15 protein-coding genes are annotated in these 16,735 nt (G+C 68.9%); 4 read left to right on the forward strand and 11 right to left on the reverse strand.

Annotation, left to right across the window (positions count from 1 at the left end; all coding sequences use genetic code 11):
• Positions 1-2: 2 nt before the first annotated feature.
• The 8 genes from R2B38_RS46195 to R2B38_RS46230 all read right to left on the reverse strand — a co-directional run bounded on the left by R2B38_RS46195 (position 3) and on the right by R2B38_RS46230 (position 11,292).
• The gene (locus R2B38_RS46195; protein ID WP_318022194.1) at positions 3-1,568 is read right to left on the reverse strand and encodes a serine/threonine-protein kinase; all 1,566 of its coding nucleotides are present in this window, start codon (positions 1,566-1,568) and stop codon (positions 3-5) included.
• Positions 1,569-2,043: 475 nt separating this feature from the next.
• A complete protein-coding gene (locus R2B38_RS46200) occupies positions 2,044-2,529 on the reverse strand; it encodes a hypothetical protein (RefSeq protein ID WP_318022195.1) in 486 nt (161 codons plus the stop codon).
• An 11-nt stretch (positions 2,530-2,540) separates the two neighbouring features.
• On the reverse strand, positions 2,541-3,965 hold the full coding sequence (locus R2B38_RS46205) for a hypothetical protein (protein ID WP_318022196.1): 1,425 nt from the start codon (positions 3,963-3,965) through the stop codon (positions 2,541-2,543).
• A 132-nt stretch (positions 3,966-4,097) separates the two neighbouring features.
• On the reverse strand, positions 4,098-5,375 hold the full coding sequence (locus R2B38_RS46210; protein WP_318022197.1) for a cation:proton antiporter: 1,278 nt from the start codon (positions 5,373-5,375) through the stop codon (positions 4,098-4,100).
• A 13-nt stretch (positions 5,376-5,388) separates the two neighbouring features.
• Positions 5,389-6,774 carry a cytochrome P450 gene (locus tag R2B38_RS46215; RefSeq protein WP_318022198.1) on the reverse strand — a complete coding sequence of 462 codons (1,386 nt, stop codon included), beginning with the start codon at positions 6,772-6,774 and terminating at the stop codon, positions 5,389-5,391.
• Complete coding sequence (locus R2B38_RS46220) at positions 6,771-7,904, reverse strand: alpha-hydroxy acid oxidase (RefSeq protein WP_318022199.1); 1,134 nt, start codon at positions 7,902-7,904, stop codon at positions 6,771-6,773. Before R2B38_RS46220 ends, R2B38_RS46215 begins: the two co-directional genes overlap by 4 nt.
• Positions 7,905-7,909: 5 nt before the next feature.
• Positions 7,910-9,499, reverse strand: coding sequence for an NAD(P)-binding domain-containing protein (locus R2B38_RS46225; protein ID WP_318022200.1), 1,590 nt, complete (start codon positions 9,497-9,499; stop codon positions 7,910-7,912).
• 1,166 nt (positions 9,500-10,665) lie between these two features.
• Positions 10,666-11,292, reverse strand: a complete 627-nt coding sequence (locus R2B38_RS46230) for a TetR/AcrR family transcriptional regulator (RefSeq protein WP_318022201.1) — start codon at positions 11,290-11,292, stop codon at positions 10,666-10,668.
• A 114-nt stretch (positions 11,293-11,406) separates the two neighbouring features.
• Here R2B38_RS46230 and R2B38_RS46235 point away from each other — a divergent pair, with 114 nt between their 5' ends.
• Both R2B38_RS46235 and R2B38_RS46240 read left to right on the forward strand, forming a co-directional pair.
• Positions 11,407-12,141, forward strand: a complete 735-nt coding sequence (locus R2B38_RS46235; protein WP_318022202.1) for an SDR family oxidoreductase — start codon at positions 11,407-11,409, stop codon at positions 12,139-12,141.
• A gap of 71 nt (positions 12,142-12,212) precedes the next feature.
• Positions 12,213-12,974: a class I SAM-dependent methyltransferase gene (locus R2B38_RS46240; protein ID WP_318023071.1), complete on the forward strand. Its 762-nt coding sequence runs from the start codon at positions 12,213-12,215 to the stop codon at positions 12,972-12,974.
• A 219-nt stretch (positions 12,975-13,193) separates the two neighbouring features.
• Here the strand turns inward: R2B38_RS46240 and R2B38_RS46245 are convergent, their stop codons facing one another.
• A complete protein-coding gene (locus R2B38_RS46245; protein WP_318022203.1) occupies positions 13,194-13,937 on the reverse strand; it encodes a flavodoxin family protein in 744 nt (247 codons plus the stop codon).
• Positions 13,938-14,174: 237 nt separating this feature from the next.
• On the opposite strand from R2B38_RS46245, the gene R2B38_RS46250 reads away from it, so the two are divergent.
• Positions 14,175-14,624 (forward strand): SRPBCC family protein, encoded by a 450-nt coding sequence (locus tag R2B38_RS46250; RefSeq protein WP_318022204.1) that lies wholly within the window; start codon positions 14,175-14,177, stop codon positions 14,622-14,624.
• A gap of 9 nt (positions 14,625-14,633) precedes the next feature.
• Entirely contained in the window at positions 14,634-14,975 is a 342-nt protein-coding gene (locus R2B38_RS46255) for a TfoX/Sxy family protein (RefSeq protein ID WP_318022205.1), read from the forward strand.
• 95 nt (positions 14,976-15,070) lie between these two features.
• Here the strand turns inward: R2B38_RS46255 and R2B38_RS46260 are convergent, their stop codons facing one another.
• Together R2B38_RS46260 and R2B38_RS46265 are read right to left on the reverse strand one after the other, a co-directional pair.
• Entirely contained in the window at positions 15,071-16,369 is a 1,299-nt protein-coding gene (locus R2B38_RS46260; protein ID WP_318022206.1) for an ArsB/NhaD family transporter, read from the reverse strand.
• The gene (locus tag R2B38_RS46265) at positions 16,366-16,656 is read right to left on the reverse strand and encodes a hypothetical protein (protein WP_318022207.1); all 291 of its coding nucleotides are present in this window, start codon (positions 16,654-16,656) and stop codon (positions 16,366-16,368) included. Before R2B38_RS46265 ends, R2B38_RS46260 begins: the two co-directional genes overlap by 4 nt.
• Between the last annotated feature and the right edge of the window lie 79 nt (positions 16,657-16,735).

Consider the following 16,735-nt stretch of genomic DNA (forward strand, 5'->3'; position numbering starts at 1 on the left):
CGTCAGGACCCGTGGGTGACACTCACCCGCACGGTCAGCGATCCCCTGTTGTCCTCGGAGCAGGATCCAGCGGTGTCGTTCATCCCCAGCTGGAGGGTGCCTTTTCCGGTGGCCTGGAAGGTCAGCCGCTGCCCGACGGAGTGAACCGGGAAGTCGTTCTTACCCACGAGGCGCGCCAGCAGGGCGGCGAACCGGGCCGTGGACTTTACCTTGCAGCTGTTCGCACCGGACATCGCCTTGTCGGTGGCGGCGTCGTATCCGCCCGGCCCGGCCAGAGGCCAGTTCCGGTAGTCGGCGGTCCACTGTCCCGTGACGAAGCGCACGGTGACCTTGTCCCCCCGCTGGACGGAGACACCGACCACCGGCTGCCAGCCGTTCGCCGACTGGACGACCTGGCTGACGGTCGTTGTCTTCGGGTCGTCCTTGGGCGGCAGGGTCCCGGTGAGGAAGAGACCGGCCACGACGCCCGCCGCGAGCAGAGCAGTACCGGCGATCGCCCACAGCAGCCGCTTCGGACCCGCCGAGCGGGACGCCTGTCGGGGAGTGGGCCTGAGCGAGGTGGTGTGCAGAGCCGTCGGCACGGTCTCCCCGGGCGGTACGAGCCGCTCCTGGCCTCTGGTCACGGTGTCCGCGTCGGCCAACGAGTCCGTCGACCGCGCCACCTGCACCGTCGACGACGGCAACGGCCCCGCGTCCGCCTCCCCCGCCGCGACCCGCTGAAGGGCGGAACGCGTAGCGGCTGCCGAGGGCCGCTCGTCCGGGGACTTGCGCAGCAGTGCCTCGATCACCGGGCGGAGCGGGCCGAGCCGTTCCGACAGCACGGGTTCCTCGTATGCCACCGCGTGGAGCGTCGCGGGGCGCGCGGGCCTGCGGAACGGGGACTGGCCTCCGCAGACCGTGGCGAGAGTGACGCCCAGTGACCACAGGTCGGAGGCGGGGCCGACCTCCGCACCCATCACCCGCTCCGGCGCCATGTAGTCCAGGGAGCCGACCAGTTCGCCGGTGGTCGTCAGGAACTCGCCGTCGTCCAGGGCCGCGATACCGAAGTCGGTGAGGACGGCGTTGCCGTCGCGCCGCAGCAGGACGTTGGCGGGCTTCACGTCGCGGTGCAGGGTGCCGGCGACGTGCACGGCCGCCAGCGCGTCGAGCAGCTGTAGCCCGAGCGCGGCGGCGTGTTGCGGAGTGAGCGGTCCGAACTGGGCGATGTGATGCGCCAGCGAAGGGCCGTCCACGAGTTCCATGACGATCCACAACCGTTCGTCGTCCTCGACGAGGTCATGGATGCCGACCACGTGCGGGTGCGGCACCCGCGCGACCGCGCGCGCCTCACGAATCGCGCGGCGGATGCGGACGCGGTGCTCCTCGTCGCTGTGCGGAAGGATGTGCAGTTCCTTCGCGGCGACCGGACGGTCCAGCAGCTGGTCGTGGGCACGCCACACCGTGCCCATGCCACCCCGGCCGAGGACCTCGTGGAGCTGATACCGGTTGGCGATCACTCGTTCCGAGCCGGGTCCCGAACGCGTCGCCGCCTGGTGATCGCTGTCTCCGGGTATCACGGACTCACTCACGTTTTTCTCTCCGGTGGCTGGGGCGCCCACCGGGCGTCGCTATGTTCGAACGAGGCCGAGCATAGCGGACCACATTGGTGGCCTCATCCACTCAACTACCTTGCGCCGAACGGGGTTTACGGTGTCCGGGATCGGTCGGCTGGTCGGGCCGGGAGCCGAACTTCCCGGCGGACTCCCCCATCGCCTGCCAGTCCTCGGGAAAGGAATCATCGGAGGCAGCCTGAACCATTGCGACCGACTTCGCCAGGTTGGCCTCCACCAGCCCTGGAGATCCAGAGAAGATCACCGGCACGGATCACCTTGTGCTTGGCAAAGTGCGCTGCTGGCTACTGAGCTTGAACTCATCAAGTCGTTGGGCTGAGTGGCAGCCCGGTTCCAGCGAGGCATCCATCGATGAGGGGAGGGCCTTACTGGATCTTCCTCATCGATCAGCGCCCCTCCACAGCCGGTTGTCGGCAGTGGAGGGGCGCCCGTGTCAGGAGGAAGTGGGTTCCGCTGTGGCCCGCTCCATGACCTGCTTGTGCCAGGCCACCGATACGCCCTTCGGGACCTTGGCCGTCAGGCCCTCTTCCTTGGTGAAGGCGAGCGCCCCGTTGTAGGAACCGCCGCCGCAACCGTCGGACTGGTGGGTGAGACTCTTTTTGGCCGAGGCGTCGATGAGAGGTTTGTCAGCACCTGGGCGGGTGATCCGTAGGCGCACGGTGCCGATGTCAGGGCCCACGCCGTCCGGCAGAGGAAGGTTGACACTCGTGATGTCCTCGTCGGGCAGCTGGTCCTTGACGCACTTGCCTTTCGCGCAGAGTTCTACGGAGGCTCCGGCGAGATCTCCGTACCCTTCGTGCACGACGTACACGCCGACACCGGCGACGACCCCTGCGCCGTCACACGCCTGCGACGAGCTACAGGCGGAAACCGCCATGAGTAGCGTGGAGACGCCGACAAGAACACGCGGCCTTGTCATCCGAGTCACCGTCACCATTTCTTGACCCCTCCCGGGAGTGCCTTCTCCGCCAACGCGATGTCCGTGAAGAAGACTGTGCATTTGCCGTCCCACGCGTCGCTGCACTCGCCGTCGTCACTCACCGACTTGCAGCCCGAACCCGAGATAATGCCCTTCGCATTGACGTGGCCGTTGGACTTCACGGTGTAGACGGGTCCGCCGGAGTCACCGTTGATGATGCACGCTCCCGAGTTCTTCTGGCCCACGGTCAGGTTGTGCGCCACGTCCCCGTTGCCGTACTTGACCCGCTTCTTGGTCTCCGTCACCTTCCAGCCGCACACCTCGCTGGAGCGGCCGCCCCCGGTGCAGAACTTCTGCCCCTTCGACGACCGCGTGGTGAACCGGTTGTCCACCCGCCGCATCACACTGTCGTGCTGGTAGATACGTGCGGACACGTTGTACTTGGTTTCGATGACCTTGATCAGCGAAAGGTCTCCCGAATAGTAGTTCTGGCCGGAGAGTTTCGTTGAGCCCTTGCCGTTGGCATAGTTGTCGACGTTGACGAAGCCGACAGTGACCGAGTTGTCGGTGCCGGTTCTGTCCCAGCTGTCCATGTACCCGTTGGCGTAGGTGCAGTGCCCGGCGCTGACGATGTACGGGTTGCCGTTGTACGTCCAGGCGAAGCCGGTGGTGCACGCACCCATCTTCCCGGCCTCATCACCCGCGGGCCAGTGGGCCTCGTAGCCGGCTCCTCCCTTGTAGGGATTCGTGTCGGTCCAGCGGGTCGAGGTCTCCTGGAGCTGGGTGACGCCGGGGTTGACGCGGACGGTGACGGTGTCGGTGCCGTAGCGCTGGCCTAGCCCGTCGGCGAGTTCGGGGTTGTCCGTGGCGATCTCGACGACGACCTTGTTGGTCTCGGCGTCGACTTCCGCACTGGCGAGCGCGGAGGCACCGGGGAGGTCGTCGTCGTCGAGCAGCAGGACCTCGTCGGCGATGGAGTCGAGTTCGGCTTGGCTGTGGTCGACGACCTTGGTTGTGGGGATCACAGTGGCGTCGGTGGTGGTGACGGTGGCGGCCACGTCGTCCTCGTTCGTAGTGGTGCCGTCGGCGGCCTCTTCCGCGTCGTCCAGGGTGGTGTCGTCGCCGCCCTCGTCGACCGGGACATCGGTCAGGGAGATCGTCGCGGTGGCATCGGCCTTCGCATCGCTGTCGGCGACCGGAGCGATGATCTTGCCGGTGTCCTGGTCGAGGTAAGGCGGTGCGAGGGCGTCGGGGGACGCCTCGGCACGGTCCTCGGACGTCTCCAGCGCGTACGACTCGACGGAGCTCGGTGACGCCAGGCTGTCGAGGTCAGTGCCGTCGTCGGTGACCTCGACCCGGTTCAGCAGGACGGCGACGAACGCGGACGGGGTCAGCCTGACCTGTAACGGAGACCTTCGCCTGGTGTGCCTGCTCATATGCGACTCCTCGGGGCTTCGCCACGACTACCGCTTGGTGGAGGGCGGGACCAGATTTGTCCATGAGGTGAGTGGGCGGCAGTGATTCGACGGCTGCGTCAGCCTTCCGTAACAACTGCGCTCATCCCCCGGTCAGTTCAGTGTCGCCACCGGTTCCTCGCCCTCCCGCGTCTCCTCGGCCGGCCGCGACCTGGCGTCCCGGCGGTCCAGCAGGCTCAGCACCGGAACGGTCATGACCGTGGTGACCAGGGCGACGAGCACCAGCGCGGCGAACAGTTCCTCGCTGACGATGCCGGCCGCCAACCCGATGTTGAGGGCGATCAGTTGCATGAGACCCCGGGCGTTCATGAGGGCGCCGACCCGGACGGCCACCGAAGCGGGTTCGCCGCGCAGCCGGGCGGCGGCCCAGCAGCCGCCGAACTTCCCGACCACCGCCAGGACGACCGCGGCCGCCCCGAAGGCCGTCACGGACGGGTCGGCGAACACGTCGAAGCGGGTGTTCAGGCCGGAGTAGGTGAAGAACATCGGTACGAACACGACCTGGGTCACGGACTGGATGGTCCGCACCAGCCGTTCGGACGCCTCGCCGCGCGGCATGGCCATCCCGATGCAGAACGCCCCGAACACGGAGTACAGGCCGATGATGTCGGTGAACCAGGCGGCGCAGAACAGCATGGCGACGGTGAACAGGATCCTGGTGTCAGCGCCCAGGCCCGGCCGGGTCACGATCCAGGCCAGCAGGCGGCGTCCCAGCAGGAACAGTACGGCCACGAACAGCACGGAGCCGCCGACGGCCTTCAGGACGGGCTCCACCTTGCCGGAGGCCACGCTCAGCACCCCGGCGAGCATGATCCAGGCGACCGCGTCGTCGGTGGCCCCGGACGCGAGGGCGAGCGAGCCGAACCGGGAACCGGCCAGCCCCCGTTCGGTGATGATCCGGGCCAGCATGGGGAAGGCGGTGATCGCCAGGGCGACACCGACGAACGCGGCCGTCACCCAGACCGAGACCCCGCCGACGAAGATGCCGACATGGCCGTGGGCCACGAGGGTCAACCCCACGCCCAGCACCAGCGGAATCCCCACGCCGGCCGAGGAGACCGCGACGGCAGTGCCCGCCAGGCCGCGCCCTGCGTGGGCCCTGAACTCGTAGCCGGCGGCGAACATCAGCGTCACCAGGCCGATCTGGCCGGCCACGTACAGCACCGGCTTCAGCTCAGGTGGGAAGACGTCGGCGGAAATGCCCGGGGCGACCAGTCCGAACAGCGACGGGCCCAGCATCACCCCGGCGATCATCTCGCCGACCACGGGCGGCTGACCGAAACGGCCGGCCACCAGTGAGACCAGACGGCACGTCAGCAAAATGACGACGACGGCCAGGAAGAAGGCGGGAGCGAGCTCCACGGGAGTCATGGTCGCGCTCCTCTCAACGTCCGACGGTGGCAGAGGCGGCGGTGGCGCCGCCGGCGGGCGTGGCGAAGTAGTTCCGGCACAGGCCCTGGCGTCGGGCGTCCCACACCATGTAGCTGCCGAGGACGAGTTGGGTGACGCTGCGGGGGACGGCAGCCCAGCGATCGGCGAGGCGCATCGCCGCGAGCCGGGATCGCCTGCGGACCGCGGCCCCGGCGCGCGGGATCAGCAGGCAGGGACCGCGACTGGGCAGCGAACGGGTGTGTTCCACCGAGGAGTCGAGCCGGAAGCGGCGCAGGATTTCCTCGGCCGCGACCCGCATGGTGAGGACGGCGAAACCCCGTGCCGGGCAGGGCCGGTTGGCGGTCACCCCGAACGGGATGAACGCGGACGGCCTGGTGTCGGGCTCCAGCCAGCGGTCCGGGTCGAACCGGTCTCCTCCGGACCCCTGGTACTCAGGGTAGTTGAACAACAGGACGGAGCCGGCCGGGATGGGGTCCCGCGCGTCCCGGGAGATCTCCCCGGAGGTGATCCGGTGGGCCACTCCGAACAGCGGGAAGTGCCGCAGCGTCTCGTTGACGACCCGGTCCAGGAAGTCCGGGTCCGCCTCGCCGGTCAGCAAGCGCTCCTGAACCGGCCGGTGCGTGGCGAGGGCCAGCAGCAGATGGGCCATCGCCTCCGACATCTGCACCACGGCTGTGTTGAAGAACGTGCCCTGCAGGTAGTACGCCTGCTCCGGCGCGGTGAGCGAGGATGGCAGCGGCACGGGCGGGGGATCGTGCGCGAGCCGGTCCCGCAGGTACTCCGTGAGCCGGGCCCGCCGGTCCATGTGCCTGAGGCGGGTGCACTTCAGGGCGCTCACCACGTCGTCCGCGTTGCCGGTGATCAGGTCCCGGACGTGGCGCGGGCAGGGTTCCCGGAAGACCACCTCGTAGTAGACCTCGGCCCAGACGGGCATCATCAGGTCGCGCAGTCTGACCCGGTGCACGCGCGCGTGGCCGTCGAGTTCGTCGAGCACCCGGCGGGTGCAGCGGCCGACCAGCTCCGTCCACTGCTCCCTGGACAGCCCGGCCAGGATCTGCCGGGTGGTCCGGGCTACGTCGTCGTAGCGCGGGCCGGGTTCCAGGTGCTCCTGGTGCACCTCCGGGCCTGGAGAGAGCCAGTACCAGAACAGGTCGGAGAGCGCGGCGCCCCGGCTGCGGCCGTTGGCCGCCGGATGCCCGTACACCTTCTTGAACTCCTCGGCGGGCACCTCCTCGCTCGGAGCCCGGACTCCTTCCTCGCCGCCCACCCAGGCGAAGATCCGCACCCGCAGCGCGATCACGGTCCTGGGCAGCCAGTACGGCAGACCGGCCACCAGCACCAGGACCGCGCCGGTGATCAGCCATCCGGTGGGACTCACGCGACCACCCCGCCGAATCGGGTGTCCGCTCCCGGAGCCACGGCGGGCCCCGGCGCGGGCCCCCAGGTGGGCACGCGGACCAGATCGGGTGTCAGGTCGGCGAGACCGGACGCCCCGCACAGGGCGAGGGTGTCGTCGAGTTCGTCCCGCAGCAGTTCGAGGAGACGTCGTACGCCTTTCTCGCCGCCCTCGGCGAGCGCCCACATCACGGGCCGGCCGATGCCCACCGCGGACGCGCCGAGCGCCAGCGCCTTGACGGCATCGGTGCCGCGCCGGACGCCTCCGTCCAGTACGACCGGGATGCGGCCCTCGACCGCGGCGAGGATCTCGGGCAGCAGCTCCAACGTGGCGGGGACGGTGTCGAGTTGGCGGCCGCCGTGGTTCGACAGCAACAGCCCGTCGACGCCGTGCCGGACCGCGAGCCGGGCGTCCTCGGGGTGCAGGACGCCCTTGAGCAGGACAGGCAGGGAGGTGGTGCGGCGCAGCCAGTCGATGTGCTCCCAGTTCAGCTCCGGGGACATGGCGATCTGGCGTACGTGGCCGCGCTCTCCGTCGCGCAGGTCCACCAGGTTCTCGCAGCGCAGGCCGGGCGGCAAGTCGTGGAAGCCGTTGCGCCGGTTGCGCTCGCCCGCGCCCAGCACCGGGGAGTCCACGGTGACGACCAGCGCGGTGCACCCCGCGTCGGTGGCCCGGCGCACCAGCGCCTCGGTGATGTCCAGGTCGGGCTGGATGTAGAGCTGAAACCACAGGGACACGTCGTCGCCGGCCCCGCGGGCCGCGTCGGCGATCTCGCCCACCGCCACCGTGGACGCCATCGCCACGATCATGATCACGCCGGCGGCGGCCGCGGCCCGGGCGGTCGCCAACTCCCCTTCAGGGTCGACCAGTTTGTGGAAGGCGGTCGGGGAGAGCAGGACCGGCAGGCTCGCCCGGCTGCCCAACAAGCTGATGCCCAACTCCCGTTCGGCACGTCCCCGCAGCACCCGGGGCAGCAGCTGCAGCCGCCCGAACGCCGCCTCGTTGGCCCGTACGGTGATCTCGTCCCGTGCCCCGCCGGCGATGAAGTCGGCGTACACCGGGTCCAGTTCGGCGCGCGCCGCGGTCTCGAAGTCGCGGACGGTGTACCGCACGCCGCTCACCGCCCCGCCGGACTCGGCCGACGGTCCAGCTCGCGGGCGAAGAACGCGGCCAGCGGGGCGTGGTGGACCTCCGGGTCGTCCCAGTGGTTCTCCAGGTTCTCGGCCATGTGGTGGGTGCCGAGGAGTTCGCCGCCGCCGTGGTGGCGGATCACGGGGTGGAGGTACGCCGCGTCGAAGGCGTCATCGACCGAGTTCTGGGCGGTGCGGCGCACGGTGATGTCGAAGGGGTCGACCTTGTCGTGGTCGGGGCCGTATTCCAGGGTGACGGTGAAGTAGTCGCTGCTGTCGGGGAGTTGGCGTTCGTGCGCGTACGCGACCGGCACCTCCTCGTGGTAGCTGGCCGGTTCGCCGGGTGGTGTGACGATCAGGTCCCCGATGACGCCGAACTGCTGCCACAGTGCCGAGCTGCGGTTGACCCGGGCCACCACGGCGTCCGCCAGCGCGGCCGGGTCACTGGCCAACTGCCGGTGGGACCAGGGCTGTTCGTGATGGCGTTCGCCGAGGATGCGGCTCAGGGCGCGTACGGCGTACCGGAAGCCGTGGATGAAGCCGCCGGTGGACTTCTTGAAGTCGCGCTGCTGCATGAGCGTTCCGGCGAAGTAGAGGCCGGGCACGTTCACCGACTCGTACGCCGGGGAGAGGGCGGCGAACCTGTCGTCGATGACCAGCGTGGGACTGCACGCCGGGTCGAACACCGAGGCGTCGAAGCGGAATCCGGTGCAGACGATCACCCGGTCGTAGCGCAGTTCCTTCACGACCTCGTCGGCCCGGGAGAAGCTGAAGCGGACGCGGTACATGCCGTCGGGGTCCTTCTCGACGGAGAGTACGTTTCCGTCCAACAGGGCGTTCTGGGACTTGAGTTGGTAGGTGTCGAGGAAGTTGTTGTTGACCGCGCGGAGATGGCCGACGTAGTGGCTGTTCCAGGCCATGCGGACGGAGTGCGGACCCGCGACATGGATGACGGCGGCGGTCTCGACAAGGTTGTCAGCGGTCTCCAGGGCGGAGTTGCCCTTGCCGATGATCAGGACGCGCCGGTCGATGAAGTCCTCGGGGTCCACGGAGACGACGGAGTAGTCCTCGGCCGTCTCGATCCCGGGAATGTCCGGGGTGTTGGGACGGGTGAGTCCGGTGGCCATGACCAGCCGACGGGCGCGATGGTCCTGCCCATGCTGGTCGGTGACGGTGAAGCCGGCGTCGTGACGCCGGATCCGCTCCGCCCGGGTGTCGTAGGCGATGTCCAGCTTGAACGCCTCGGCGAAGTCGGCGAGATAGCGCACCAGGTCGTCGGCGTGCGGGAAGTAACGCTTGCTGTAACGGCTGAAGAGCAGGTGCGGGTCCGGGGACAGCAGGGAGTTCCAGTCCATCCGGAGGTTCAGTTCGGGATCGTCGGTGCCGTTGTACACCTTGTTGATGGAGATCAGCTTGCGGTGGCGGGGGAACGTACGGAAGAAGGTGCCGGGCGCTCGGCCACTTTCCAGGATCCGGTAGCCGTGTCCGGCCGCCTGGAGTAACTGCCCGAGCTGGAGGCCCGCGGGGCCGCCGCCGATCACGAGATAGTCGAGAGGCTCGCTGTCCGTGGAGTTCATGGATGTCTCTTTCCGCTCCGGGCGGGGCCCGCCCGAAGGCTGGTGGGGGGTGAGAGCCGGCTGGGGGCCGGTCGAGTGGTGGCTCATGGCGGCCGAGGGCTGTCCCCGTATCGGGCGCGTCGTGGGCCGAAGTGCGATCGCAGTGTGGACACTTGAGTGGGCTGTGGCCTGGAAGGTCCAGCCAATGTCGTGGCGCGCGACGCGGTAACAAGCCCGGCCGAATGGCGCTGAGCCGCGGGAAAGGCGGGGACCTTGTCTTCAAGGCGGCGTCGAGCGAGCTGAGGTCGGCCGGACGGGCCTGATCAGGGGCCAGGTGGAGCGGTTCGGGAAGCAGTCGCAGCCGGAAACGGTGCAGTCTGGGGCTCTGGCAGGGGCATGACAGACCCTTCCATCGGATTTCCCTGTGAAATCTCCATGAGCACCGTAGTGACGGTCGACAGGAAGGGGCAACAGCCGCTTGAGGGATGACAGGGTTTCGACAGGTTTATCGAACGCCCGTCGATCTTGGGAGCGGGAGGACAAAGGCGCCCGGCGGGCAGAGCGCGTGAGTGGAACCAGAGGGGAGACCCTGGGCAGTTGTGCTGCATGCGCCGGGGCGCCGCCCTATCCGCTGAACGCAGCCGGCCGTATCGACTCCTCGGGGTCGACGGCAGGGCTGGCCCAATGGATCGGCGTAGACCTACGCATGGAGCTTGCCGCGCACCCCCGCGGAGACCTGAGCCATCGGCGCACCGCTGGTCGCGGTCGGACCGGCCTGCTCAACAAGGCTGGCCAGCAAGGGACTTGGAGGCCGGCGACGGCTTCGTCATGCACCCTTGCATCACCGGCCACGACTGATGCAACGACCCGAACACCAGGGCACGACCGACCGATCGCGTCGGAACCTCCACGGCATGGCCGAAGGGGAATCGGCCGGGTTCACCGGCTCGGCGACATTTCAGGTCGACCGGCGTCGCCCGTTCGCCGAGCTCAGCCGCGCGCCGGAGCCGACCTTTCGTATGTGCCGACCCGGGACGGACGGCATGGTCGGCACGTCTACAGCCGACCGGCCCGGGGAGGTCCTGACAACCAGGCACGGAGGCACCGGCTCGGGCAGGGACACAGCCGTGCGAGGGAAGACGCGCAGTACCTCGTGGTGGCGCGACGGAACGGAGAGCACCCGGCTATCAGGACTGCTTCACCCTCGACTCGATGTGATCGAGCATCGAGTCCAACGCCACCTCCAACGGCCTGACCTCACGCTGAATCTGATTGAGCAGGAGACCGCCCTGAAGTGCCGCCAGGGTGGCCAGTGCGAGGTCGTCAGGGTCGCCGTCCAGCTCACCTCGCGCATGCATGGCCCGCAGCCCGTCGCGGATGGCCGTTTCCCAGCGCAGGAATCCGGAAGCCACCGCGAGCCGGGCCTCGGGATTGGTCTCGGCGACCTCGCTGCCCAGCGAACCGATCGGGCAGCCGCCACGGCACTGCAGCCGCCGCTGGTACTCGACCAGGGCGTCCCGCCACCGCCGTAGGCCCGCCATGCTGTCGAGGTCGGCGAAGAGCGACTCCTGCATGCCCAGAACGGCCTCGGTCTGGTGCTCGATCACGGCCAGGAGCAGCGCCTGTTTGTCGGCGAAGTAGTGGTAGATCTGCGAGCCGCTCACGCCGGCGGCGGCCCGGACGTCTTCCAGCGTCGCCTCGGTGACGCCCCGCTCGTACATCAACTGTGCCGCCGCGGCCACGATCCGGCGCCGGGTCTCCTGCCCCTTGCGGGTCAGCTTCTTCTCCGTGGGCCGTCGCGTCTCGGTGCTCATGGTCAACAACGCTAGCAGATTCTGGATTGGACAACCCATTTTTTGCGCGTAATTGTGGGTCAGGTAACCCAGTCGGGCCGCGTTCAGCGGCCGGAAAACCTGGAAGGACCCACCATGGAACTCTCCGACAAGGTCGCCCTCATCACCGGCTCGACCGGCGGCATCGGCGCCGAAACGGCCCGGTTGATGGCCGCGGTCGGCGCCGACGTCGTTGTCTCCGGTCGCAACGCCGAGCGCGGGGCCGCGACCGTACGGTCGATCACCGACGCCGGCGGCAGGGCGCGGTTCGTTGCCGCCGACCTCACCGACCCGAACGCGCTGCGCCACCTAGCGGAAGAGGCTGGCCCCGTCGACATCCTGGTCAACAACGCGGCGATCTTCCCCGGGGCGCCGACCGTGGACCAGAGCGCCGACACGCTCGACGAGGCCCTCGCCGCCAACGTCAGGGCCCCGTACCTTCTCACCGCCGCCTTGGCCCCCGCCATGATCGCCAAGGGCTCCGGCAGCATCGTCAACGTGAGCACCATGGCCGCCCGGATCGGCATGCCCGGACTGTCCGTCTACAGCGCCACCAAGGCCGCGCTGGAGTCGCTGACGCGCACCTGGGCGGCCGAGTTCAGTCCGGCGGGCGTGCGCGTGAACACCGTCGCGCCAGGTCCCACGCGGACCGACATGGTCCTGGCGACCGTGGGTGAGGAGGGCGCCGAGCAGTTCGCCAAGACCACCGTGCTCGGTCGGCTCGCCACCCCGCGCGAGATCGCCGAGGTGATCCTCTTCCTCGCCTCGGACCGCGCGAGCTACCTCACCGGCGCGACCGTCGCGGCCGACGCCGGACGCACCGCCGTCTGACGCCGTAACCGAAAACAATCACCGTCTTGGCGGTGGTCGAGTGTCTGGCACAGGGAGGTGATGATGAGGGGATGACCGTCAGCTCTCGCGCCCAGTCGTTCGATGCAGCCGCGGCTCAGTACGCGGCGAGTCGCCCTTCCTATCCAGCCGCGCTCTTTGACTGCGTCGAGGAGTTCTCAGGTTGTCGTCTGGCGGGTGCTCGGGTCGCCGATGTCGGCGCGGGTACCGGAATCGCCAGCACGTTGTTGCGGGAACGAGGTGCTGAGATGATCGCTGTCGAGCCGGGTGAGGCCATGGCCGACGAGTTCCGTCAGGCGCTTCCCGGAGTGCCGATCGTGAGGGGTGACGGTAACGCTCTGCCGCTGGCCGAGGCTTCCTGCGACCTGATCACGTATGCCCAGTCCTGGCAGTGGACCGATCCCGACCGGTCCGTACCGGAGGCATTGCGCGTCCTGCGGGCGGGCGGTGCGCTGGCGATCTGGTGGAACACAACGGCTTTCGACGTGCCGTGGATCCGCGAGCAGCACGGGCGCATCGCACACCATTGCGGGGTGGAACCAAGGTCTGCGGTGCGCCCTTCGGACAGCGATGCCGTCCGGTTGGCGGGGCTGACCGGGCTACGGGTTGAGCGCCGTCAAGTGCGCTGGAGCCGCACTGTTTCTTTGGACACGCATCTCGCCAACATCGGTAGCCGGTCGGCATTCCTCGTTCTTGACAAGGCTGACCGTCAGGCGTTTTTCGTCGACGAGCGTGATCGGCTGGGCAGGATCTTTCCTCGCGAGGAGGTGGAGGAGACCTACGTGGTTGATCTTCTCGTCGCGCTTCGCACCTGACGTGGTGGGACCACGGGGTGGGGTGGCGCGCTCAAGCCGCCGAGGCGGGTGGCCGGCCGCCCCACCGGATGCCCTTTCCACACCGGCCCCGACTGCAGAACGGGGTCCGTTCAAAGGGCTGATCGCCGGCCACCGGCACTCCGCCGTCGGGGCGTTCGCCCAACGTGATGAAGCCGTGCTCACCGCGACGGCGATCGCCCTCCTGCTGCGGCGCGCACTTCAGCGGTAGTCGGGGTTGGGCGCGTCGAGGCGGCAGCCGGCGTCCCATTCGGAGCGCTGGTTGCCGTGCGCGGGGATGCCCCCGGTGCGTTTGAGCATGGCGGCCAGGTGCATCAGGTTCCAGGCCATGAACGTGGTGTTGCGGTTGGTGAAGTCGTTCTCCGGGCCGCCCGAGCCGGGGTCGAGGTAGGAGGGTCCGGGTCCCGCCGGGCCGATCCAGCCCGCGTCGGCCTGTGGCGGGATGGTGTAGCCGAGGTGCTGGAGGCTGTAGAGGATGTTCATCGCGCAGTGCTTCACGCCGTCTTCGTTGCCGGTGATGAGACAGCCGCCGACGCGCCCGTAATAGGCGTACTGGCCCGCGGAGTTGAGCAGGCCCGAGCCGCCGTACAGCCGCTCGATGACTTTCTTCATGACCGAGCTGTTGTCACCCAGCCAGATCGGCCCGGCCAGCACCAGGATGTCGGCGGCCATCACCTGCTCGTACAGCTCCGGCCAGGCATCGGTGGCGAAGCCGTGCTCGGTCATGTCCGGGTAGACACCCGGCGCGATGTCGTGGTCGACGGCGCGTACGACGGTCGTGGTGACCCCGCGCGCGTCCATGATCGCCCGGCTCTTGTCGATCAGCCCCTCGGTGTGGCTCTGCTGCGGCGACGGTTTGAGTGTGCAGTTGACGAACAGGGCGCGCAGGTCGTCGAAGCGGTAGGGATCGTCGACCGGGTCAGGGGTGGGCGGTGACTGGGTCATGGATGCTCCTTCGCACGGGACAGCGGGACAGCGAGGGCGGGTCCCCGATCCGGTCCGAGCCGTGGCTCGGCGACAGCGTCTCGCGCGGATCCCGTCGTGTCCCTCTACGACGCACCGGCACCCGGCGCTTTCGCACGGCGCCCGGTCGCGCGCCGTGCGTCCGCCGTCCATCGCGAGGATCCTGGTCCCATCTCCGGGTGCGACGGGCACCCGGCGGGACGACGAGGCGGCGGTGCGATGGCCATCGACGTGTCCGCGCAACGGGTGATCCCCGTTCCGCCGGCGCAGGTGGCGGCGTACGCCATGGACTGGCGGCATGACGACGAATGGACGCAGGGCATCCGCAGCGCGGAGCTGACGCGGGAAGCCGACGGCGGTGGCTTCGGTGTCGGGGCCGAGGTCACCCGTACGGCGTACTTCCTGGGCCGGCGCATCGACTACGTCCTGCGCGTCGCCGCGCACGAACCGCCCCGGCTGCTGGACATGGTGTCGGTGGCCGGGCCGATGCCCATGCACGTCACCTACACCTTCGACCCGCACCCCTCCGGGACGACGGCCCGTATCCGCGTCCAGGGCGGCGGGGGCGGCTTCTACCGGATGGCCGCGCCCCTCCTGGCCCGTCAGGTCCGCACATCCCTCGGCAAGGACCTGCGCAACCTGCAACTCAGGCTCACCGGCACGGAATGAGAGATTCCCATGGCATACGACGAAGGGCTGGCCGAGCGCGTACGCGAACGGCTGGCCGTGCATCAGGACGTCACCGAGAAAAAGATGTTCGGCGGGATCGCCTTCCTGTACCGCGGCAACATGGCAGTGGGCGTCAGTGGCAGCGGAAGCGGCGGCGACCTCATGGTGCGCGTGGGGCCCGAGCACACCGACGCGGCCCTGGCCCGGCCCGGCACCCGCGTCTTCGACATGACCGGCCGCCCGATGCGCGGCTGGATCCTGGTCGACTCCTCCGTACTGACCGAGGACGAGGCGCTCGGCCAATGGGTCGACGAGGGACACGCCTTCGCCGCGAGCCTGCCACCCAAGTGAGCGGAACCGGACCGCACCCGCGCCCGGCCGACGGGCCGTCCCGCCTCGGGCAGCGATGTCGAGGATCTGCGTGGGTAGCGGCAACGGCGTACTGCTCAGGCCAGTGCGAAGTAGCGCAGCCACACGTAGCCGAGCGAGATGGCCACGGTGACGGCGGTGACGATCAGGCCGTACTTGGTGAACTGCCAGAAGGTGATGGGCTGTCGGTTGCGTTCGGCGATGCCGAGGACGACGACGTTCGCGGAGGCGCCGATGGCGGTGGCGTTGCCGCCGAGGTCGGCGCCGAGGGCGAGGGCCCACCACATGACGTGGTCACCGGCGCCGCCCATGTTGTGGACCAGGTCGCTGGTGATGGGCGCCATGGTGGCGACGTACGGGATGTTGTCCACGACCCCGGACAGGACCGCGGAAGCACCCAACATCGTCAAGGACCCACCGAGTTCGTTCGTGCCGATCGCGTCCGCGAGCGCCTTGGAGACCTCGTCGATCACACCGGTGTCGATCAGGCCGCCGATCATGATGAACAGACCCGCGAAGAAGGCGAGCGTGGGCCACTCCACCTCGGCGAGAACCTCGCTCGTCTCGGCCGTGGAGACGGCGACCAGCAGCCCGGCGCCCAGCAGCGCGACGATGCTCGGCTCGTAGTGCAGTACCGGGTGCAGGACGAAGCCCGCCACCACCAGGGCCAGGACGACGAGACCCTGGACCATCAGCCGCGGGTCCTTGATGGCCTCGCGCTCCTCCAGGGCCATGATCTCGGCGGCGCGGTCCTCGTCGTAGACGAACGTCTTGCGGAACATCACCCGGCACAGGGCGACCAGGACGACGACGAGCAGTGCGGACAGCGGGGCGATGTGGACCAGGAAGTCGTTGAAGGTGACCCCGGCCCGGCTGGCGATGATGATGTTGGGCGGGTCGCCGACCAGGGTCGCGGTGCCGCCGATGTTCGAGGCGAACACCTCCGCGATCAGGAACGGGGCCGCGGGCAGCGCGAGGCGTTCGCAGACCAGCAGGGTGACCGGGGCGATCAGCAGCACCGTCGTCACGTTGTCGAGCAGGGCGGAGGCGACCGCCGTGATGACGACGAGCATGGCCATCACCCTGAAGGGCTGGGCCCGGGCCTTCTTCACGGACCAGATCGCCAGGTACTCGAACATGCCGGTCTTCTTCAGCACTCCGACGATCATCATCATGCCCATCAGCAGGAAGATGACGTTCCAGTCGATGCCGGAGTCCTCGGAGTAGAACGCCGACACGTCGTCGGTCGCCCCGATCGCGAGCATGAGCCCCGCGCCGCCCAGAGCCACGGCGACGCGGTGGATCTTCTCGCTGATGATCAGGGCGTACGCACCGACGAACACGACGATCGCCGCCCAGCTGTGCCAGTCGTTCACGATCCTCCGCAGGGTTGCGAGACGGGGTCGGCGGTCGAGCCGGTGAGGTGATGCGGGGCGGAGGGCCGGGTGTACGCACCGTCCGGGCAGGAGTCGCTGCGGGGCGCGAAGGCGTGGGCACGGGCAGCCGGGACGTCCGTCAGACCCGGTACGGGCGCGGGGTGCTTCCAGTCGGTGGGCGGCTTGGGCAGGAAGACCTGCATGCCGTCGGTGACCAGGAGTCCGCCGACGAGGAAGAGGGAGGAGGCGGAGAGCAGCGCGGCACCGAACATCATCACGAGCACCATGGCTTGCGCCCCCGATCGGAAGAGAGAGTGATCCCCTACTCGCCGACCAGGCTTCCCGGCACACCGCTGGGAACCATAC

Origin of the sequence: Streptomyces sp. N50 (assembly GCF_033335955.1) — a bacterium.
Taxonomy (GTDB): domain Bacteria; phylum Actinomycetota; class Actinomycetes; order Streptomycetales; family Streptomycetaceae; genus Streptomyces.